Origin of the sequence: Arthrobacter sp. Soil736, assembly GCF_001428005.1 — a bacterium.
Classification (GTDB): domain Bacteria; phylum Actinomycetota; class Actinomycetes; order Actinomycetales; family Micrococcaceae; genus Arthrobacter.
The window spans coordinates 64,948-83,305 of the sequence record NZ_LMSB01000023.1 but is presented as its reverse complement, the minus strand read 5'-3'; the positions used below and the strand labels follow the sequence as shown (position 1 = coordinate 83,305).

The 18,358-nt window shown below is 66.5% G+C and carries 18 protein-coding genes and 1 pseudogene; 14 read left to right on the top strand and 5 right to left on the bottom strand.

Annotation, left to right across the window (positions count from 1 at the left end; translation table 11 throughout):
• Positions 1 to 103 precede the first annotated feature (103 nt).
• The gene (locus ASG92_RS13830; RefSeq protein ID WP_056629287.1) at positions 104 to 802 is read left to right on the top strand and encodes a TIGR03089 family protein; all 699 of its coding nucleotides are present in this window, start codon (positions 104 to 106) and stop codon (positions 800 to 802) included.
• A 37-nt stretch (positions 803 to 839) separates the two neighbouring features.
• Here the strand turns inward: ASG92_RS13830 and ASG92_RS13825 are convergent, their stop codons facing one another.
• The gene (locus tag ASG92_RS13825; protein WP_056629285.1) at positions 840 to 1,403 is read right to left on the bottom strand and encodes a GtrA family protein; all 564 of its coding nucleotides are present in this window, start codon (positions 1,401 to 1,403) and stop codon (positions 840 to 842) included.
• Positions 1,404 to 1,600: 197 nt separating this feature from the next.
• Between ASG92_RS13825 and ASG92_RS13820 the strand changes: the two genes are divergently transcribed.
• The 6 genes from ASG92_RS13820 to ASG92_RS13795 all read left to right on the top strand — a co-directional run bounded on the left by ASG92_RS13820 (position 1,601) and on the right by ASG92_RS13795 (position 8,380).
• Positions 1,601 to 2,797, top strand: a complete 1,197-nt coding sequence (locus tag ASG92_RS13820) for a 5-(carboxyamino)imidazole ribonucleotide synthase (protein ID WP_082579501.1) — start codon at positions 1,601 to 1,603, stop codon at positions 2,795 to 2,797.
• Complete coding sequence (purE, locus tag ASG92_RS13815; RefSeq protein WP_056629283.1) at positions 2,794 to 3,360, top strand: 5-(carboxyamino)imidazole ribonucleotide mutase; 567 nt, start codon at positions 2,794 to 2,796, stop codon at positions 3,358 to 3,360. Before ASG92_RS13820 ends, purE begins: the two co-directional genes overlap by 4 nt.
• A 9-nt stretch (positions 3,361 to 3,369) precedes the next feature.
• Positions 3,370 to 5,013: an LCP family protein gene (locus ASG92_RS13810; protein WP_056629281.1), complete on the top strand. Its 1,644-nt coding sequence runs from the start codon at positions 3,370 to 3,372 to the stop codon at positions 5,011 to 5,013.
• Positions 5,014 to 5,048: 35 nt separating this feature from the next.
• Positions 5,049 to 6,299, top strand: a complete 1,251-nt coding sequence (gene manA / locus ASG92_RS13805) for a mannose-6-phosphate isomerase, class I (protein ID WP_056629279.1) — start codon at positions 5,049 to 5,051, stop codon at positions 6,297 to 6,299.
• A gap of 5 nt (positions 6,300 to 6,304) precedes the next feature.
• A complete protein-coding gene (locus ASG92_RS13800) occupies positions 6,305 to 7,282 on the top strand; it encodes a peptidoglycan bridge formation glycyltransferase FemA/FemB family protein (protein WP_056629278.1) in 978 nt (325 codons plus the stop codon).
• A gap of 141 nt (positions 7,283 to 7,423) precedes the next feature.
• The gene (locus tag ASG92_RS13795) at positions 7,424 to 8,380 is read left to right on the top strand and encodes a hypothetical protein (RefSeq protein ID WP_056629277.1); all 957 of its coding nucleotides are present in this window, start codon (positions 7,424 to 7,426) and stop codon (positions 8,378 to 8,380) included.
• Positions 8,381 to 8,466: 86 nt separating this feature from the next.
• Here the strand turns inward: ASG92_RS13795 and glpX are convergent, their stop codons facing one another.
• Positions 8,467 to 9,486: a class II fructose-bisphosphatase gene (gene glpX, locus ASG92_RS13790; protein WP_200951969.1), complete on the bottom strand. Its 1,020-nt coding sequence runs from the start codon at positions 9,484 to 9,486 to the stop codon at positions 8,467 to 8,469.
• A gap of 192 nt (positions 9,487 to 9,678) precedes the next feature.
• On the opposite strand from glpX, the gene ASG92_RS13785 reads away from it, so the two are divergent.
• The 3 genes from ASG92_RS13785 to ASG92_RS13775 all read left to right on the top strand — a co-directional run bounded on the left by ASG92_RS13785 (position 9,679) and on the right by ASG92_RS13775 (position 12,508).
• On the top strand, positions 9,679 to 10,374 hold the full coding sequence (locus ASG92_RS13785; protein WP_056629273.1) for a DUF4245 domain-containing protein: 696 nt from the start codon (positions 9,679 to 9,681) through the stop codon (positions 10,372 to 10,374).
• Positions 10,375 to 10,384: 10 nt separating this feature from the next.
• Positions 10,385 to 10,999 carry a carbonic anhydrase gene (locus tag ASG92_RS13780; protein WP_056629271.1) on the top strand — a complete coding sequence of 205 codons (615 nt, stop codon included), beginning with the start codon at positions 10,385 to 10,387 and terminating at the stop codon, positions 10,997 to 10,999.
• 87 nt (positions 11,000 to 11,086) lie between these two features.
• Positions 11,087 to 12,508 (top strand): class II fumarate hydratase, encoded by a 1,422-nt coding sequence (locus ASG92_RS13775; RefSeq protein ID WP_056629270.1) that lies wholly within the window; start codon positions 11,087 to 11,089, stop codon positions 12,506 to 12,508.
• A gap of 364 nt (positions 12,509 to 12,872) precedes the next feature.
• Here the strand turns inward: ASG92_RS13775 and ASG92_RS13770 are convergent, their stop codons facing one another.
• Complete coding sequence (locus tag ASG92_RS13770; protein ID WP_056629267.1) at positions 12,873 to 13,430, bottom strand: A24 family peptidase; 558 nt, start codon at positions 13,428 to 13,430, stop codon at positions 12,873 to 12,875.
• 58 nt (positions 13,431 to 13,488) lie between these two features.
• On the opposite strand from ASG92_RS13770, the gene ASG92_RS13765 reads away from it, so the two are divergent.
• The 4 genes and pseudogenes from ASG92_RS13765 (at position 13,489) to ASG92_RS13755 (ending at position 15,546) form a co-directional block, all read left to right on the top strand.
• Positions 13,489 to 14,280, top strand: a complete 792-nt coding sequence (locus tag ASG92_RS13765) for a hypothetical protein (protein ID WP_056629265.1) — start codon at positions 13,489 to 13,491, stop codon at positions 14,278 to 14,280.
• Positions 14,281 to 14,322: 42 nt separating this feature from the next.
• Complete coding sequence (locus ASG92_RS29835) at positions 14,323 to 14,559, top strand: hypothetical protein (protein ID WP_240987133.1); 237 nt, start codon at positions 14,323 to 14,325, stop codon at positions 14,557 to 14,559.
• Between the two features lie 15 nt (positions 14,560 to 14,574).
• Positions 14,575 to 14,874, top strand: coding sequence for a hypothetical protein (locus ASG92_RS29830; RefSeq protein WP_240987132.1), 300 nt, complete (start codon positions 14,575 to 14,577; stop codon positions 14,872 to 14,874).
• Between the two features lie 28 nt (positions 14,875 to 14,902).
• A pseudogene (locus ASG92_RS13755) lies at positions 14,903 to 15,546 on the top strand (GNAT family protein).
• A 252-nt stretch (positions 15,547 to 15,798) separates the two neighbouring features.
• Here the strand turns inward: ASG92_RS13755 and ASG92_RS13750 are convergent.
• Positions 15,799 to 17,235: a PhoH family protein gene (locus ASG92_RS13750; protein ID WP_056629263.1), complete on the bottom strand. Its 1,437-nt coding sequence runs from the start codon at positions 17,233 to 17,235 to the stop codon at positions 15,799 to 15,801.
• 289 nt (positions 17,236 to 17,524) lie between these two features.
• Positions 17,525 to 18,286, bottom strand: a complete 762-nt coding sequence (locus ASG92_RS13745; RefSeq protein WP_056629640.1) for an isoprenyl transferase — start codon at positions 18,284 to 18,286, stop codon at positions 17,525 to 17,527.
• Positions 18,287 to 18,358 lie beyond the last annotated feature (72 nt).

Below are 18,358 nucleotides of genomic sequence, written 5' to 3'. Positions count from 1 at the left end.
TTACGCAAATGACGTTAGAAAAACGTTGTGTCGGAGATCACGTGCTTCAGCAGGAAGGCAAAGTGCCCGTAGACACCACTTCCGTGCGTGGCAAGATGTAGCCATGAACATCCCGGCCATTGATCTGATGACGGCCCTGCGCTCGGGCCACTCCACTTCCCCCCGCCTCACCTGGTACGGACCCGACTCGGAACGTGTGGAGCTCTCCGGCCGGGTGCTTGATAACTGGGTGGCGAAGACGAGCAACCTTTTGCAGGATGAACTCGACGCCGGCCCCGGAACGCGGCTGCGGCTTGACCTTCCGGCACACTGGAAATCCATGATCTGGGCCCTTGCGGCATGGCAGCTCGGCATGGAGGTGATCCTGGACGGCGACGACGCGGAGCTGTTGGCGACCTCCGAGCCCACGCAGGCCGGGGACGGGTTCGACGCCGTCATTGCGGTACCGCTGCCGGCCCTTGCCATGCGGTGGCCGGGTGAACTGCCCGCCGGCGTTATCGACTACGCGGCCGAGGTCCGCTCGCACGGTGACGTCTTCATGGCCCACAACGATCCGGATCCCGGCCAGCCGGCCGTCCGACGCTCCGGCGGGACAGCCGTGCGCCATGCGGACCTGCTGGACGGGTTCGCCGCAGGGCACGAGGGCGGCGCGAGGCTGCTGGTCAAGGCGGCTGACGGGCTTGAGGCAGCACTGGCCAACGCCCTCGGTGTGTGGAGGAACGACGGGTCAGTGGTGCTGGTCCACGGCGACGTGGAGCTCACGGACAAACTGCTCGCGGCGGAGCGCATCGACGGCGACTGACGTCCCGCGCCGACACCGGCGGCAAACGCCCGCCGCGTCACTCCCGGCGTGCGGGAACTTCCGGGTCCTCCGCTGCCGGCTCCGCCAGGCGGGCCACCGGCTTGGCAGCATGGTGGTGCTCGATGAGTTCGTGGTCGTGGGAAAATTCCGGTTCCTGGTCCAGTTCCTGGTTGAACACGAGGAATCGGTAGGCAAAGAAGCGGACGACGGTAGCCACCAGGATGCCCACGATGCCGGCAGCGAAGAGCATGTTTTTGTCCGTGACGCCCATCGAATACTTGGCCAGGGCGGTAAAGCCGGTGGAAATGCCAATGCCGATGCCGTTGATCAGGACGAACATCAGGAACTCACGCAAAACGTTGGCCTGGCGGCGGTGGCGGAAGGTCCAGAGGCGGTTGGCGATCCAGGAAAACACGGTGGCCACGGTGGCTCCCACGAACCGGGCCTTGGCCTCGCTGTCCGTCATGGGGCCATGCATCAGGTAGTAGGTCAGTCCGTTGTCAATGACGAACGCCACACCGCCCACGGCACCGAATTTCGCCACCTCGCGCCAAAATAGCGAGGCGAGTCCCCGGATGCGCTCTGCAAGTGTGTTAATCATGACCCTCCGTGGCCGTCTGAATACTGGGGGCCGTTGGGCCAAGCTCCCATTTTAGCCCGGTTTGCTGTGAGTAACCTCAACGGGGGCACCGCCCCTGGTGCTCCTGCAGCGGGCGGCGGCATGGATATTGTGCAATTTAGGGAGCTTCACCGCCGTGGAAGCCGGTAACCGCGCTCCTTTTCTGTAGGCTGGCATATGTGACTTTTCCAGTAATCGGCGTGGTTGGCGGCGGCCAGCTTGCGCGCATGATGGCCCCAGCCGCCACCGCATTGGGCTTCGAACTCCGCGTCCTGGCGGAAGGCGAGGACGTATCCGCAGTCTCAGCCGTCGCGAACGCGCCGGTGGGCGACTACAAGGACCTCGCTGCGCTCCTGGAGTTCTCCAAGGGCCTGGACGTGCTGACCTTCGACCACGAGCACGTTCCCGGCGAGCACCTCTACGCCCTGATCGAAGCCGGAGTGAATGTCCAGCCGGGGCCCGACGCCCTCATCAACGCCCAGGACAAACTCGTCATGCGTGCCGCGATCGACCGCCTGGAGCTTCCCAACCCGGTATGGGCTTCCGTGGACGATGTGGCCGGGCTCATCGGCTTCGGCGACAGGACCGGGTGGCCCGTGGTGCTCAAAATGCCGCGCGGCGGATATGACGGCAAGGGCGTCCGCATGGTCAGCTCCGCAGAGGACGCCGCAGAAACGGCGGACTGGTTCGAGGCCATGAGCCCGCTCCTCGCCGAGGCCAAGGTGGAGTTCAGCCGTGAACTGTCTGCCCTCGTGGCACGAACGCCGGACGGCGCGTCCCGGGCCTGGCCTGTGGTCCACACCATCCAGGTGGACGGCGTCTGCGATGAAGTGATCGCGCCCGCCCAGGACATCCCCCTCGAGGTTGCCGCGGCGGCCGAAGAGGCGGCCCTGCGGATCGCCAACGAACTCGGCGTCACCGGAGTCATGGCTGTTGAGCTCTTCGAGACGCCCGGAACAGGGGCTGGATTCCTCATCAACGAACTGGCGATGCGTCCGCACAACACCGGGCACTGGACCCAGGACGGCTCCGTCACCAGCCAGTTCGAACAGCATCTCCGGGCGGTCCTCAACCTGCCGCTGGGCGCCACGGACGTTCTCGGCCAGGTTGTGGTGATGAAGAACTTCCTGGGCGGCGACAACCAGGATCTGTTCTCCGCCTATCCGGCGGCGCTGGCGGCTGAACCCGCCGCAAAAGTCCACTGCTACGGGAAATCCGTGCGGCCAGGCAGGAAGATAGGTCACGTCAACCTGGTAGGCGCATCCGTGGCGGACGTCGGATCCCTGCGGCAACGGGCCACCGCCGTGGCCAGCATCATCCGTGACGGCAGGCTGCCGGCCGACGCGGGACCAGCAATAACCGAGGAGAACGCATGAGCCCCGAAACAGCCCCCGCCCCACTGGTCGGCCTCGTCATGGGGTCGGATTCGGACTGGCCCGTCATGGAGGCCGCCGCTGATGCCCTGGCAGAGTTCGGCATCCCCTTCGAGGCCGACGTTGTCTCCGCGCACCGCATGCCCACCGAAATGATCCGGTACGGACAGACGGCCCATGAGCGCGGTCTCCGCGTCATCATCGCCGGCGCGGGCGGCGCCGCCCACCTGCCGGGCATGCTGGCTTCGGTCACTCCGTTGCCCGTCATCGGCGTGCCTGTCCCGCTCAAGACCCTCGACGGCATGGATTCGCTGCTCTCCATCGTGCAGATGCCCGCCGGAGTCCCGGTGGCCACAGTCTCCATCGCAGGCGCCCGGAACGCCGGCCTGCTGGCCGTGCGGATGCTGGCCGCCGGGACGGACGACCTCGCCGTGCGCCTCCGCGCCGAACTCCTGGACTTCGCGCAGGAGCTCAACGATGTGGCCAGCCGGAAGGGCGCCAACCTCCGGCAGAAAGTCAATGAAGTCTTCTCCGACAACAACGTCGGTCTCCGGGGTAGCCGTTAGGGAACTGTCATGTCCAACACCGAACTGCCATCCAAGGGCCTGCTCACGGACCCCGTCCGGAATCCGGCGAGTGCGCCTGAGCCGGTCCGTACGAAGCGCGCCTTCCTGCTGATCCTCCTCACGCTCTTCGTGCCGGGGAGCGCCCAGGTCGTGGCCGGAGACCGCAGGCTTGGCCGCATTGCGCTGCGTGTCACGCTCAGCGTCTGGGTGCTGGTGATCCTGGCCCTGGTGTTGCTGTTCACCAACCGGACCCTGCTCATCAACATTGTCACCAACCCGATCGCCTCGCTGCTGATCGTCCTGATCCTTTCGGCCCTGGCCGTCGGCTGGTTGGTGTTGTTCGTTAACACGCTTCGGCTGATCCGGCCCGTTCTGCTGCCGCAGCGCATGCGGCCTGCGGTCGGCATCGCACTGGCCCTCGCCATGGTGGTGAGCAGCGGCTCGCTCGGTTACGCGGCCTATCTGCTCAATGTGAGCCGCAACGCGATCGGCAGCATCTTCAACGCCAACGGCCCGGCCATCGATCCTGTGGATGGCCGGTACAACTTCCTGATGATGGGCGGCGACGCGGGGGCCGACCGCACGGGCCGGCGCCCGGACAGCCTGTCCGTGCTCAGCGTGGATGCAGAGAGCGGCAAGACCGCAATCATCTCGATTCCCCGCAACCTGCAGAACGCACGGTTCAGCGAGGGCTCCCCCATGCGGCAGATCTATCCGGACGGCTACGACTGCGGCAATGATTGCCTCATCAACGCCATCAACACCGAGGTCACCAACGAACACAAGGACCTCTACCCCGGCGTTGCCGATCCCGGCGCGCAGGCGACGCTGGAAGCCGTGTCCGGAACCCTCGGGATCACCGTCCAGGCGTACGTCCTGGTGGACATGGACGGCTTCGCCAAGCTCATCGATGCCATGGGCGGAATCCGGATCAAGGCCGGCGGCTGGGTGCCCATCAGCGGCGACATGATCGACGAGGCCAACGGCATCCACGGCATGCCCCTGGGGTGGATCCCCGCCGGCGAACAGAAGCTGGATGGCTACCATGCACTGTGGTACGGGCGTTCCCGCGAGTTCGTTGACGACTACGCACGGATCCAGCGGCAGCAGTGCGTCCAGCAGGCCATGCTGAGGCAGCTGGACCCGGCGACACTCCTTTCGAAGTTCGAGGACATTGCCAACGCCGGCACCAAGGTGGTCGAGTCCAACATCTCCGCCAGCCAGCTGGGAAGCTTCGTTGACCTGGCCATGAAGGCCAAGGGCAAGGAGATCGGCCGCCTCACCATTGGTCCGCCGGACTTCGATGCGTCATTCTCCACGGTGCCCGACTTCGACGTCATCCACGAACGGGTCCGGAAACTCCTCCAGTCGCAGAGTTCCTCGTCACCGGCCGCGGCAGGTTCTGACGACGCCATCCTCCAGCCGCGGAGCGCGGCCGGCGGCAGCGGGCTGACGGCGGCCGGTCCCCCGCTGGGCGTGCCCGCCACCACGCCCGCGCCGTCGCCGTCGTCGTCGTCGGACTTCACGCCGGTGACCACCACGCCGGCAGGTGAACCCATTACCGAAAAGATGTTGAACCAGCTCAAGCGCGAGGGGAACGAGCAGGCCATCCGCGATCTCGTGGCCACCAACGGCCAGTGCGCTCCCCTTTAGGTCACACCTGCTTCAAGAGAGAAGGACACCCGGCAGTGTACGAAATCGACAATGTCCTCAGGCCGTACGCCTGGGGATCGACGACGGCGATCGCCGGACTGCTCGGCAGGCCGGAGTCGGGCGGCCCGGAAGCGGAGCTGTGGATCGGAGCGCACCCTGACTCCCCGTCGGTGGCCACCCGTCCGGACGGCACTACGGCGCCCCTGAACGAGCTGATTTCCGAGGATCCGGACCATTTCCTCGGCGAGGCATCGGTGGCTGAATTCGGCCCCCGCCTTCCTTTCCTCACCAAGGTTCTTGCTGCAGCCAGGCCGCTCTCGCTGCAGGTCCATCCCAGCCTTGAACAGGCCAGGGCCGGTTTTGCCCGCGAGAAGGCCGACGGCGTCCCGGCCGACGCCCCGCACCGCAACTACCGGGACGACAACCACAAGCCTGAAATGATCTTCGCGCTCACGCCGTTCGATGCGCTGTGCGGTTTCCGTGACACGGCGAAGTCACGCGATGTCTTCCTTCACCTGGCAGGGTGCCTGGAGCTCTCCGGCTCCGGCGTACCGCACATCCTGACCGAGGTGATCGATGATCTCTCCCTGCCGGAGGAGGACGCCGCCCTGCGGGCAGCGTTCCAGCGGCTGATCGCGGGCGGAGACGGCGTCCAGGAGGCGACGTCGAGGGTTGTGGAGGCGCTGACGTCCGGCGCCCCGATGACGCCCTACCAGCTGGAACTGTCCACCGTGCTCAGCCTCAACAGCGAGTACCCCGGGGACCCGGGTGTGCTTATTTCCCTGCTGCTGAACCGGCTCTCGCTGGAGCCCGGCGAAGCCGTCTATCTGCCCGCGGGCAACGTGCATGCGTACCTGTACGGCCTCGGCGTCGAGGTCATGGCCTCCTCCGACAACGTGCTCAGGGGCGGCCTGACGCCGAAGTTCATCGACGTTCCCGAGCTGCTGAACACCATTGCCTTCGAATCCGTGGGCGTCCCCATGCTCCGCGCGGAAGTCTCGGACCTCGGCCAGGAGCTGTACCAGCCGCCTTTCCGCGAATTCCAGCTCCAACGGATCGAGCTGCTGCCGGAGGGCGCCCCCGTGCCGCTCGCGCAATCAGGCGCGGCGGTGATCATCGTGGTTGAGGGGTCCGTCTACCTTGACTCGCCCAAGGGTGACCTTCAGCTGGGCCGCGGCGGAAGCGCCTTCCTGCCGGCCGCTGACGCGCCCGTCAACGTCCACCCTGTCTCCGGCTCAAGAGACACCGCCGTGGCCTTCGCCGTGACCACCTCGATGAAGGCCTGAGCCCGGTGGAATACTTCCTGCAGACCCAGGCATGGGCTGACTTCCAGACGTCGCTGGGCCGGACAGTTCACCGGCACTCCGGCCCGGGCTGGAGCTTCCTCGCGGTCGAGGAAAAGAACCCGGCCGGCAAGGTGCTGTACGCGCCCTACGGTCCCGTGGCCGAGTCCGTCGAGGCATTTGACGCCGCGCTGGCGGCCCTTCGGGACGTGGCGAAGTCCTGCGGCGCCGTCTTCGTCCGGATCGAGCCCGCGGCGGCCGGACTGGACCCGACGACGGCCCCGGCGGCGCTGCGGAGCCGCGGGCTGCAGCCTGCCCCGGTCAACCAGCAGCCGGAGCTCAGCTGGATTGTGGACCTCGACCGGGACTTCAAAGACGTGCTGGCCGACATGAAACCGGTCAACCGCAACCTCTACCGGAACATCCACAAGAAGGGCGTCACCTTCCGCTCGTCGCAGGATCCGGAGGACATCCGCGTGCTCCTGAACTTCCTGCACATGACGGCCAGGCGCAACGGCTTCAAGCCGCAGAGCGACGAGTACCTGAGCCAGGTTGCCGCCGCCCTGATGCCCGCCGGCGCGGCCACGCTGTACATCGCCGAGCTTCACGGCGGGCCCATCGCGGCTGCCCTGGCCTACGACTCCGCAGACACCCGGACCTACGCCCACGCGGCCATGGACGACACGCACCGGAAGCTGAGCGCCGGCATTCCGCTGCTGGTGACGCTGATGGCCGATGCCCAGGACAAGGGCCTCAAGCACGTGGACCTCTGGGGCGTTGCCCCGGCCGACCAGCCCGATCACAAGTGGGCGGGCTTCACGGCGTTCAAGAAGTCCTTCGGCGGCCGCGAAATCGCCTACCCCGGAACCTGGGACCTGCCGGTGAACAAGCCCCGCTACGCGGCGTACCAGGTGGCCCGCAAACTCCGCGACACGGTGCGCTCCGCCCTGAAACGCCCCACCCCCCGAGCGCGAACGAACACTTAAGCCCCCGCTCCGAGCGCGAACGAACACTTAAGCCCCCACGTCCGCGATGGGAAAGGGCCCCAAGTGTCCGTTCGCGCTGCTCGGAGGGATCCGGCCTGTGGATAACGTCCTCGGAGCCTTTCAGTCCACTCACACTGAATCATGGCCCGAAAACCGCTCCCGGAAGAATTCCTCGCCGGATCCTTCACCTCCGCTGCCGCAGCATCCGCCGGAATGTCGCGCAAGCGGCAGCGCCAGTCTGACATCGCCATTCCCTCGCGCGGCATCCGGATCCCCCTGGCCGGCAGCGCCGACGCGCCCGCAAACCTGCACGCCTACACGGCACTGGATGAGGCGTCGGTCCTGACCCATCACTCCGGAGCACGTATCTGGTGCGCCGGCCTGCCGGCCTGGATGCAGGAGGACTGGAGGATCCACATTGCGCGCGACCGGAACTCCAGCAAGCCGAGGCGCCGTAATGTCGTAGGACACCGCCTGACCTTCAAGCCAGGTGAGGTTGTGATGCACGACGGCGTTCGGGTCACCTCGCCCGCCAGGACGTGGCTGGATCTCGCAAGCTTGCTCACCGTCGATGAACTGATCTCCGCTGGTGACTCCATCGTCGCGGCACACGGTCCGGACTTCCCGCGGCCGAAGACTCCGCTGGCCACGATTGAGGATCTGCGGCGAATGGTGGCGTCCCATCCGGGCATGCGCGGCATGAAAACGGCGCGGCTTGCCCTCTCAGAGATCCGCGTCGGCTCCGATTCACCTCAGGAAACGAAAATGCGCCTCTTGCTTTCCCGCACAAAGCTCGGCGAGCCAGTTCTGAATCATGTGATCCTGAACAGCTGGGGCCAGCCTGCCGTGTGGCCGGACGCCGCTTACCCCGAGCGTCGGTTGGCACTCCAGTACGACGGCGCCCACCACTCGGATCCGCACCAGTGCCAGCTGGACAGCAAGCGGAGGGCCGTGACCCAGCGACTGGGCTGGACCGAAGTCAGGGTTTTCAAAGAGGACCTTGAGGGCGAGAAGCCCTTCCTCATCGAGAAGGTCCGGGCGGTACTTGAGGCCCGGCAGCGGCGTCTCCCAGTCGTTCCCGCCGATTCCCTCGGCTAAGAGAAAAGCGCGAACGAACACTTGTGGCCCCGCATCCGGTCGGATGAGGGGCCACAAGTGTTCGTTCGCGCCGGGAGGCGGGTGGGCTAGCGGCGGGCGTAGCCTTCCCACTTGCTGGCCTGGTGCTCGCCGTCCACAAACCGGATGGTGCCGGACTTGGAACGCATGACGATCGACTGCGTCAGCACCTTGTCCTTGGCATAGCGCACGCCCTTGAGGAGGTCGCCGTCGGTGATGCCGGTGGCGGCGAAGTAGCAGTTGTCGCTCTTGACGAGGTCGTTCGTGGAGAGGACCCGCTCGAGGTCGTGTCCGGCGTCGATGGCCTTCTGCTTCTCGTCGTCGCTCGTGGGCCACAGCCGGCCCTGGATGACGCCGCCGAGGGACTTGATGGCACACGCGGCGACGATGCCTTCGGGCGTTCCGCCGATGCCCATCAGTGCATCCACACCGGTGCCGGCGCGGGCCGCCGCAATGGCGCCGGCGACGTCACCGTCCATGATGAACTTGGTGCGCGCGCCGGCTTCGCGGATTTCCTCCACGAGCCCACGGTGGCGGTCCCGGTCGAGGATCATCACGTTGAGCTGGTTCACCTTGACGCCCTTGGCCTTGGCGATCAGGTGCAGGTTCTGCTTGACGGGCAGGCGCAGGTCCACCATGTCGGCAGCCTCGGGACCGGTGACAAGCTTCTCCATGTAGAACACCGCCGAGGGGTCGAACATGGAACCGCGCTCGGCCACCGCCAGGACAGCCAGGGCGTTGTTGATGCCCAGCGCCGTCAGGCGGGTTCCGTCGATCGGGTCGACGGCGACGTCGCACTCGGGGCCGGTGCCGTCACCCACCTGCTCGCCATTGAAGAGCATGGGGGCTTCGTCTTTTTCGCCTTCACCGATGACCACAACGCCGTTGAAGTGGACGGTCTGGAGGAACGAGCGCATGGCGTCGACGGCGGCGCCGTCGGCCTTGTTCTTGTCACCGAAACCCACCCAGTGGCCGCCGGCAATCGCCGCGGCCTCGGTGACGCGGACAAGCTCAAGTGCAAGGTTGCGGTCCGGCTCGTCGATGCCGACGGCAAGCGACGGGGAAAGCGTGGAGTACTTCTGGGTCATGGACGCTGGTGACACGTGAACCTCTTCTTCGAGTGGCGATCATTGAACCCGCAAGGCCTGAGGCGGCCATCGCGGTGATTCCTCTGTAACTGATCATAGTCGCGGTGGACCACCAAGGTCATGGGATGACCCACCCGCGTAACGCACGGTTTCCCTCACGGTGCGCCCGCGGAATGTGAGTTCGGCCCCCGCATGGGCGACTATAGAGGTGTGAGTGAAACGCAGGACAAGTCCACCCCCACGACCCCGGAAGCCGGCCAAGGCACCTCCCCTGCCATGGCAGCGCCGCCAGTCAAGCCGGTAATCCCCGCCGCTGCCGCCAAGCGGGCCAACGCCTCGGTGATCGGCATGATCATCGCGCTGGTGGTCAGCATCGCCGCCTTCCTGCCGATCGTCCTGATGAACCCCGCACCGAAGTCCGACGGTTTCCATCCCAACATCGATGTGACGGCCGTGGCCCGCAACGCCGCTGATGTGGCGGGATTCACACCGGTGACCCCCGCGGCGGGCGACACATTCCGCCCCAATTACGCCCGCTGGGAGGCCGGCACCGGCACCGGCGTGCCCACCTGGGAAGTTGGCTACCTCACTCCGAAGGAGGCGTTCATCGGCCTGGTCCAGACCCGGAAGGCCAATCCCACCTGGCTCCTGCAGCAGACCAAGAGTGCGCCGGTGACCGGAACCCGGAACGCCGGAGGGCAGGAGTGGGAACTGCGCGACACCGGCAAGGGTGAGAAGAGCATGGTGCTGAACCACCGCGGCACCACCGTTGTCTTGAGCGGCGAGGCCCAACTGGACGAATTCGCGGTGCTGGCCGCCGCCGTCGTAAAGTCCCTGGACAGTCACCCGGCAGTAACGGTTTCCCCTTCGGCGAGCCCCGCACCGTAAGGTAGGGGCCGTGGCAACCTATCTCACCCCTGCTCTGGCCTGGCGCCGTCTCCGCGAAGGCAACGAACGCTTCGTCAACGGTGAATCCTCGCACCCCAACCAGGACGCCTCACGAAGGTCCTCCCTGGTGGAAAACCAGCACCCTTTCGCCGTGATCTTCGGCTGCTCGGACTCCCGGCTCGCCGCCGAGATCATCTTCGACCTGGGCCTTGGTGACGCCTTCGTGGTGCGCACCGCCGGCCAGGTGATCGACGACGCCGTGCTCGGCTCCCTCGAGTACAGCATCAGTGTCCTCGCCGTGCCGCTGATCGTGGTGCTGGGTCACGACAGCTGCGGCGCGGTCAGCGCCACCAAGTTCGCCGTGGAAACGGGCCAGATGCCGGTCGGGTTCATGCGTGACCTCGTGGAGCGGATCACGCCGTCCGTCCTGACCTCCCTGCGCAACGACGAAACCGAGGTCAACGACATGGTGGTGGAGCACGTCAAGCAGACGTCGCAGCGCCTCGTGGACAGCTCACGTGTGATTTCCGACGCAATCGAAACCGGGCGGGCGGCCGTGATCGGGCTTTCCTACAGCCTTGCAGAGGGCCGCGCGGACTTGGTTTCCGGAATCGGCGAGCTCTAGACCGGCGTTCCCGCGGCCCCGCCAGGAGCCCCGTAGCAAGCGGTTCACGGTTTTCGGTGCGGCCCCTGATCGCCCTAAGCTTGCCCCATGACTTCCACTGAAGAGTTCCGCATTGAACATGACACGATGGGCGAAGTCCGCGTCCCCGTGAACGCCCTGTACCGCGCGCAGACGCAACGTGCAGTCGAGAACTTCCCCATCTCCGGCAAGACCCTTGAACGTGCCCACATCGAGGCCCTGGCGCGGGTAAAGAAGGCCGCTGCCCAGGCCAACGCAGAACTGGGTGTGCTCGACGGCGAGCTGGCCAAGGCGATCGCAGACGCTGCCGACGAGGTAGCCGCGGGCAAGTACGACGGCGACTTCCCCATCGACGTTTTCCAGACCGGTTCCGGCACGTCCTCGAACATGAACACCAACGAGGTCATCGCCGAACTGGCCTCCCGCGCCCTGAAGGCCGCCGGCAGCGACAAGGTTGTCCACCCCAACGACCACGTCAACGCCTCGCAGTCCTCCAACGACGTGTTCCCCACGTCGGTGCACGTTGCAGCCACATCAGCCCTGATCAACGACCTCATCCCGGCCCTCGGCTACCTCGCCGATTCGCTGGACCGCAAGGCCGTGGAGTTCAAGGACGTGGTCAAGTCCGGCCGCACCCACCTCATGGACGCCACTCCCGTCACCCTGGGCCAGGAATTCGGCGGCTACGCCGCGCAGGTCCGCTACGGCGTCGAGCGCATCAACGCCTCCCTCCCCCGCGTGGCTGAGGTTCCCCTGGGCGGCACCGCCGTGGGCACCGGCATCAACACGCCTGCAGGCTTCCCGGAGCGCGTCATCGAACTGCTCGCCACCGACACCGGCCTGCCGCTGACCGAGGCACGCGACCACTTCGAGGCCCAGGCCAACCGCGACGGCCTCATCGAAGCCTCCAGCCAGCTGCGGAACATCGCGATCTCCTTCATGAAGATCAACAACGACCTGCGCTGGATGGGCTCCGGCCCCAACACCGGCCTCGGCGAAATCGCCATCCCGGACCTGCAGCCGGGCTCCTCGATCATGCCGGGCAAGGTCAACCCCGTCATCTGCGAGGCGTCCATCATGGTGTGCGCCCAGGTGATCGGCAACGACACCGCCATCGCCTGGTCCGGCACCAACGGCGCCTTCGAGCTGAATGTGGGCATCCCGGTCATGGCCGCGAACCTGCTCGAGTCCGTTCGCCTGCTGGCCAACACCAGCCGTGTCATGGCGGACAAGATGATCGACGGCATCACCGCCAACGTCGACCGCGCCCGTTTCCTCGCCGAGGCGTCGCCGTCGATCGTTACCCCGCTGAACAAGTACATCGGCTACGAGAACGCGGCGAAGATCGCCAAGAAGGCAGTGGCCGAGGGCCTCACCATCCGCGAGACAGTCGTCGCCATGGGCTTCCTGGAGCGCAGTGAGCTGACCGAAGAACAGCTGGACACGGCCCTGGACGTCATGTCCATGACCCGCCCGCCGCACAAGGCATAGTTTCCCACCGCCTCCCTTGCTTCTTCGCTCCGCTCAGCCAGGGAACCCTCCCCGCTACCTCCCCAAACTCGCACGCTCGTTTGGGGCCCTCGGTAGCGTGGGCCCAGGCGGCGGAGGCCCCGCTTACGTACGACGGCGGCCGCCCACCTTCCGAGCGAAGGCGGGCGGCCGCTGGCGTTAACGGAGCTGCGGCGGGGGGTACTCAAGTGTCCGTTCGCGCTTCGGGGGGGTACTCAAGTGTCCGTTCGCGCTTCGGGGGGGTACTCAAGTGTCCGTTCGCGCTTCGGGTGGGGTACTCAAGTGTCCGTTCGCGCTTGGGGTGGGGTACTCAAGTGTCCGTTCGCGCTTAAGTGTCCGGCCCTGCTCAGGCCGGCAGCAGCATCATCGCCGCAGCGGCACCGGCGAGCATGAACGGCCCAAAGGGGATGGCCGATTTCAGCGTTCCGCGCCGGAACGCCAGCAGTCCAATGCTCCACAGGCCGCCCAGCAGGAAGGCGGCAAAGGTGCCGGCGAAGACGTGCGGCCACCCCAGGTAGCCCAGATACATGCCCAGCACCCCGGCCAGTTTGACGTCGCCGAACCCCATCCCCGGCGGATAGACCAGCCGCAGGACAAAATAGAAAAGCCACAGGACGGCTCCCCCGGCCGCGATCCTCAGCGCAGGAACGCCGAACAGCTGCGCCCCGCCGTCGGGAACGCCCGCACCGGCCGGGCCCCACACCGCCAGGCTGGCCACGGCGCCCAGCAGCAGCACACCGGCAACGGCATACGACGGAAATACGATCCGGTTCGGCAGGAGATGGTGCCGCACATCGATCACCGTGAGCCTCACGGCCATCACCACAAAATATGCGCACGCCGCCAGCACCAGCCAGAATGCGAACGGAGCTGCTTCCCATAGTCCGCCAAGTCGTTGGATCACTCTCGGATGCTACTGGATTTGCCAGGCCTGCGGCTGGACCCGCGCGTAAACTGTGGATATGGGGACCTGGGACGCCAAGCACCGGCAGGAACACGGCGGGGCCGTCACGCCCGCGGATTCGGCCGCATCCTTCCGGAACCTCTGCCGTTCGTCCCCGTGGAAATGGCAGTCCCTCCGCTTCGAATACGCCGATTCAGCCGTCAGCGGCACGGGCCCGGTACGCGCCTGGCTGCGACGCCCCGGGGCACTCCGCCTCGAGTCCGCCGACGGAGCGCTGCTCAACAGCACCACGGGCATCAACGATTCACGCGACGGCCTGTACATCAGCGCCACCAGGCGGTCGTGGCTGCTTCCCGCTCACCTGGTCACCCCCGTGTACGACGACGGCGGGCTGGTCAGGCGCCGCCCGGAGGCTGCGTACGGGGAACCGTCGTTCGGAAACGGCCGCTTCGCGGCAGCCCTCGATCCCGTGGAACTGGCGGGAAACGCGCCCGTGCCGCTGGAGTTCCCCAACGCCAACGCGGTGGAGATACTCGAGCCGGTGCACGAGGTGGACCACGAGGGTCGGCGGGCGCTGGAGACAGTGGTTTCACCAAACCTCAGCTACCGTCCGCTCGATCCAGAGGCCCCGCTGTGCGGTCCCGTCCGGACCCGGGTCCGGATTGACGCCGGAACCGGGGTCTGCGTGGCCAGCGAACCCTTCGACCCCGAATCGGGGCATACGGGGCACTGGATCCGCATTCTGGCTGTGGACGAATACATGCTGGATGACCTGTTCGTGGCGGAGCCGATGAACCTCACGGATGTGCGCGCCCACATCCAGTGGCCGCTGCGGCCCAACCCCGCCTGACGAAACAGGGTTTTCCCAAGCTGGCCCGTCCAGACTCGAGCCATGCCTACGATTGCCCCGGAAGAATCGACAGCAGGCACGGCACTGGCCACTCCACGAAACAGGCGCCGCCGGCTGATGGTGATCCCCCTTGCCCTGGTGTGTGCGCTGGGCCTGGTTCTCGGCTATCTTTTCCTCAACGCCAAGCCGGAGCCCGGCGTGCCGCTCGGGGCGAGTGCCGCGGTGCCGGGCGGAACGGCGAGGGTCAAGGGAATCGTTCCCTTGGAGGATGACGGCTGACTGCCGCCTGAGCATGTGCAGGTCCTGGAAGAGGGCCTGTCCGCAGGCACCCACCGGGTCCGCGTACTCGCACAGTTCACTGCGCTGGAAGCCGGCGGAATCTTGCTGGATACGTCCGGGTTCGTCGTCAGCGGCCTGGGCGGCAGCGACCTTCGGCCGCTGTGGGCGTCCCCCGCCAAGGCGGAGATTCGCCAGGGTGAGTCGCTCGATGCCACCATGGTCTTCGAACTTCCGGACAAGGCCATTGCCCTGGTCCTGAAGGGCCCGGACGGCACCCGGCTGTCCCTGGGCGTTTCGCACCACACGGGCGGCTAGCGGCCCGGCCATCGGCTAGGCTTCCGGAATGACTGAGCTGACCTCCGTTTGGCCTCCCTTCGCCCTCACCCTGACGACGCCCCGGCTGAGCCTTCGGCCGCTCCGTGACGAAGACATTCCTTCGGCGGTGGAAGCTGCGGCCAGCGGCATCCACGAACGCGGCCGCAGCCCGTTCAGCACGCCGTGGGCCGAGGCCGCTGCCGCGGATCTGGGGCCCAACATGGCCCGGTGGTACTGGCGGTGCCGGGCCAACACCTCGCCGGAGGCCTGGACACTCATCCTGGGCATCTGGCAGGGGGACACCTTCCTCGGCTGCCAGGACGTGGAGGCCAAGGATTTCGCCACCCTGCGGACAGTCGCCACCGGATCGTGGCTGAGGATTAGCGCGCACGGCCGGGGGTTCGGCAAGGAGATGCGCGCCGCCGTCGCGCTTTATGCGTTGACTGGCTCAACGCAGAAGTGGCGGAGTCCGAAGCAGCGGCCTGGAACGCACAGTCCCTGGGCGTATCGCGGTCCCTGGGCTACGAACTGAACGGCGTGACCCGCATGTCGTGGGGCGGCAAGCAGGAGACGGTGCAGCGCGTCCGCCTAACCCCGGAAACCTTCAATCGCCCTGACTGGCAGCTAAAGGTGGACGGCCACGAACCCACGGCCAGGTTCCTGGGCCTCTAGCCCGGCGGGCACGCGGGTTTCGACAAGCTCAACCAGCGGCACACGCCGGGACGCGGTTCTTCGCGTAGGAGCGCATCGCGGCGCATCGGACCCACGGAGGTCGCCCAGCGACCGAAGCGGGTCCACATGCGTCGTGTCTAAGCGACGGCGAAGGGCCGTGGCCCGGCGAACCCGGCCACGGCCCGACGGCGGAACGCCGCAGCCGCGCGAGGGTGACCCCGCGCGGCTGCGAACGGAACGCCGAAACCAGATCTATGCCCCTTCCAGCAGGTCCGTCACCAGTGCGGCGATCGGCGAGCGCTCGGACCGGGTGAGGGTGATGTGGCCGAAGAGCGGGTGGCCCTTGAGGGTCTCCACGACGGCGGCGATGCCGTCGTACCGGCCGACCCGGAGGTTGTCGCGCTGGGCGATGTCGTGGGTGAGGACGATCTTCGAGTTCTGTCCGATGCGGCTCATGACGGTGAGCAGGACGTTCTTTTCGAGAGACTGGGCCTCGTCCACGATCACGAAAGCGTCGTGCAGGGAGCGGCCGCGGATGTGGGTCAGCGGCATGACTTCCAGCATGCCGCGGTCCATGACCTCTTCCACGACTTCCTGGCTCACGAGTGCGCCCAGGGTGTCGAAGACTGCCTGCGCCCAGGGATTCATCTTTTCCGACTCCGAGCCCGGCAGGTAGCCCAGTTCCTGGCCGCCGACGGCGTAGAGCGGGCGGAAGACGATCACTTTGCGGTGTTCGCGCCGCTCCAGCACTGCCTCCAGCCCGGCACACAGGGCAAGGGCCGACTTGCCGGTGCCCGCCCGGCCGCCCATGGACACAATGCCCACCGCCGGGTCCATCAGCAGGTCAATGGCGAGCCGCTGTTCGGCGGAGCGCCCGTGGAGGCCGAAGACATCACGGTCCCCCTTGACCAAGCGGACCTGCTTGTCTGCGCCGACGCGTCCCAGGGCGGATCCCCGGTTGGAGAGCAGCACGAGACCGGTGTTGACGGGCATCTCGGCAGCTGCGGGGATGAAGACCGGCTCGTGGCCGTAGAGCGTGGCGATCTCCTCCTCGCTGGCGTCGATTTCGGCGACGCCGGTCCAGCCGGAGTCCTTGACGAGCTCGTTGCGGTATTCGTCGGCCAGCAGGCCCATGGCCGAGGCCTTGACCCGCATGGGGAGGTCCTTGGACACCACGGTGACGTTGCGGCCCTCGTTGGAGAGGTTCTTGGCCACGGCAAGGATGCGGCTGTCATTGTCGCCGGCCCGGAATCCGGCCGGGAGCACCTCCGCCGAGATGTGGTTCATCTCGATCATGAGGGTTCCGCCGGCGTCTCCCAGCGGAATGGGCCGGTTGAGGCCGCCGTGCTGGATGCGCAGGTCATCAAGGAGCCGGAGGGCCTTCCGGGCGAAGTACCCCAGCTCGGGGTCGTGCCGCTTCCCTTCAAGTTCGGTGATCACCACGATGGGCACAATGACCTCGTGCTCTGCAAAGCGCAGCAGCGCGCGGGGATCGGAGAGCAACACCGAGGTATCTATGACAAAGGTGGAGACGGCTGGCTGGGATTCAGACCTTGGGCCGGAAACAGCAAGACCGGCTGCGGCGTCTTTCGTGGCCGCACCGGTCTTTGAAATAGCTCGCTTGGCGCGAGAGGTAGCCTTCTCACCCTGGTCCGTGATGACTTCGGGCAGTTGTTCAGAAATAGCCACATCGACTCCAGCCCCGGGGCGCATGCCCGGAATTGTTATTGGTGAGGCGGCTCGGCCTGGAGGCCGGGCTCGGCCTCCCATACAACCGGTGCGAAGAATCGCTCCATGTACTGGCCTCCCCGATCAGCCGGCGGTTTGCCTGCTGATGGTTTTAACGTAAATCTCCCCGAACTAATTTCCAAAGTCTTCGACCGGCGATTCCTGTTGCCGTCATGTGAATTCAAGATTAACGGAGCGCTCCCGGCGCTCCCCGGGGCACGCGCGCTGGCGCTGCGGACCCGGCGGGAGGCTAGGCTCCGAAGCGCCGCTGCCTGCCGGCGTAGTCCCGCAGCGCACGGAGGAAATCGACCTTGCGGAACGCGGGCCAGAGGGCCTCGCAGAAGTAGAACTCGCTGTAGGCGCTTTGCCACATCAGGAAGCCCGACAGCCGCTGTTCGCCGGAGGTCCTGATCACCAGGTCCGGGTCCGGCTGGCCCCGGGTGTAGAGGAACCGGGAGATGTCATCCACCGACAGGCTGTCCGCGAGCTCGCTGATATCGGCCTTGCGCGCCACGGCATCATGGAGCAGCTCGCGCACGGCGTCCACGATTTCGCGGCGGCCGCCGTAACCGACTGCCACGTTGACGTGGAGCTTCTCACGCACCGGCGTCCGGGCGGTCAACGACGTGAGCCGGTCAGCCAGGTAGTCAGGCAGGAGCTCCGGCGCGCCCATGGCATGGACCGAGATGTCGGCGTCATCATCCAGGCGGTCCAGCGTGTTCGCGATGATCCCCATGAGCAGGTCCAGCTCTTCGCCGGAGCGGTTCATGTTGTCCGTCGAAAGCATGTAGAGGGTGACCACCCTGACCCCCAGCTCCTGGCACCAGCCGAGGAATTCGTGGATCTTGTCCGCGCCGGCCTGGTGCCCCTGGCTGGTGGGCGCGTTGAACTGCCTGGCCCAGCGCCGGTTGCCGTCCACCATGACGCCGATGTGTCTGGGAATGCGTTCCGGCTCCAGCGAGCGGAGCAGCCGGCGCTCATAGAAGCCATAGAGGAACCCGGGCAATTCCATCCGGAGATTCACCTGACTTCCTGGCTCAATGACTTAATGCACATCCTAGGCTACCGTCCGGAGGAGGCGGCC

What these genes read in the sequence shown, in the direction of transcription:
- ASG92_RS13810 (WP_056629281.1), top strand. Translation starts at nt 3,370, where the DNA reads ATGTCCAACACCGAACTGCCATCCAAGGGCCTGCTCACGGACCCCGTC.
- ASG92_RS13830 (WP_056629287.1), top strand. Translation starts at nt 104, where the DNA reads ATGAACATCCCGGCCATTGATCTGATGACGGCCCTGCGCTCGGGCCAC.
- ASG92_RS13825 (WP_056629285.1), bottom strand. Translation starts at nt 1,403, where the DNA reads ATGATTAACACACTTGCAGAGCGCATCCGGGGACTCGCCTCGCTATTT.
- ASG92_RS13775 (WP_056629270.1), top strand. Translation starts at nt 11,087, where the DNA reads ATGACTTCCACTGAAGAGTTCCGCATTGAACATGACACGATGGGCGAA.
- ASG92_RS13765 (WP_056629265.1), top strand. Translation starts at nt 13,489, where the DNA reads ATGGGGACCTGGGACGCCAAGCACCGGCAGGAACACGGCGGGGCCGTC.
- purE (WP_056629283.1), top strand. Translation starts at nt 2,794, where the DNA reads ATGAGCCCCGAAACAGCCCCCGCCCCACTGGTCGGCCTCGTCATGGGG.
- ASG92_RS13795 (WP_056629277.1), top strand. Translation starts at nt 7,424, where the DNA reads ATGGCCCGAAAACCGCTCCCGGAAGAATTCCTCGCCGGATCCTTCACC.
- ASG92_RS29835 (WP_240987133.1), top strand. Translation starts at nt 14,323, where the DNA reads ATGCCTACGATTGCCCCGGAAGAATCGACAGCAGGCACGGCACTGGCC.
- glpX (WP_200951969.1), bottom strand. Translation starts at nt 9,486, where the DNA reads ATGACCCAGAAGTACTCCACGCTTTCCCCGTCGCTTGCCGTCGGCATC.
- ASG92_RS13745 (WP_056629640.1), bottom strand. Translation starts at nt 18,286, where the DNA reads ATGGAATTGCCCGGGTTCCTCTATGGCTTCTATGAGCGCCGGCTGCTC.
- ASG92_RS13785 (WP_056629273.1), top strand. Translation starts at nt 9,679, where the DNA reads ATGGGCGACTATAGAGGTGTGAGTGAAACGCAGGACAAGTCCACCCCC.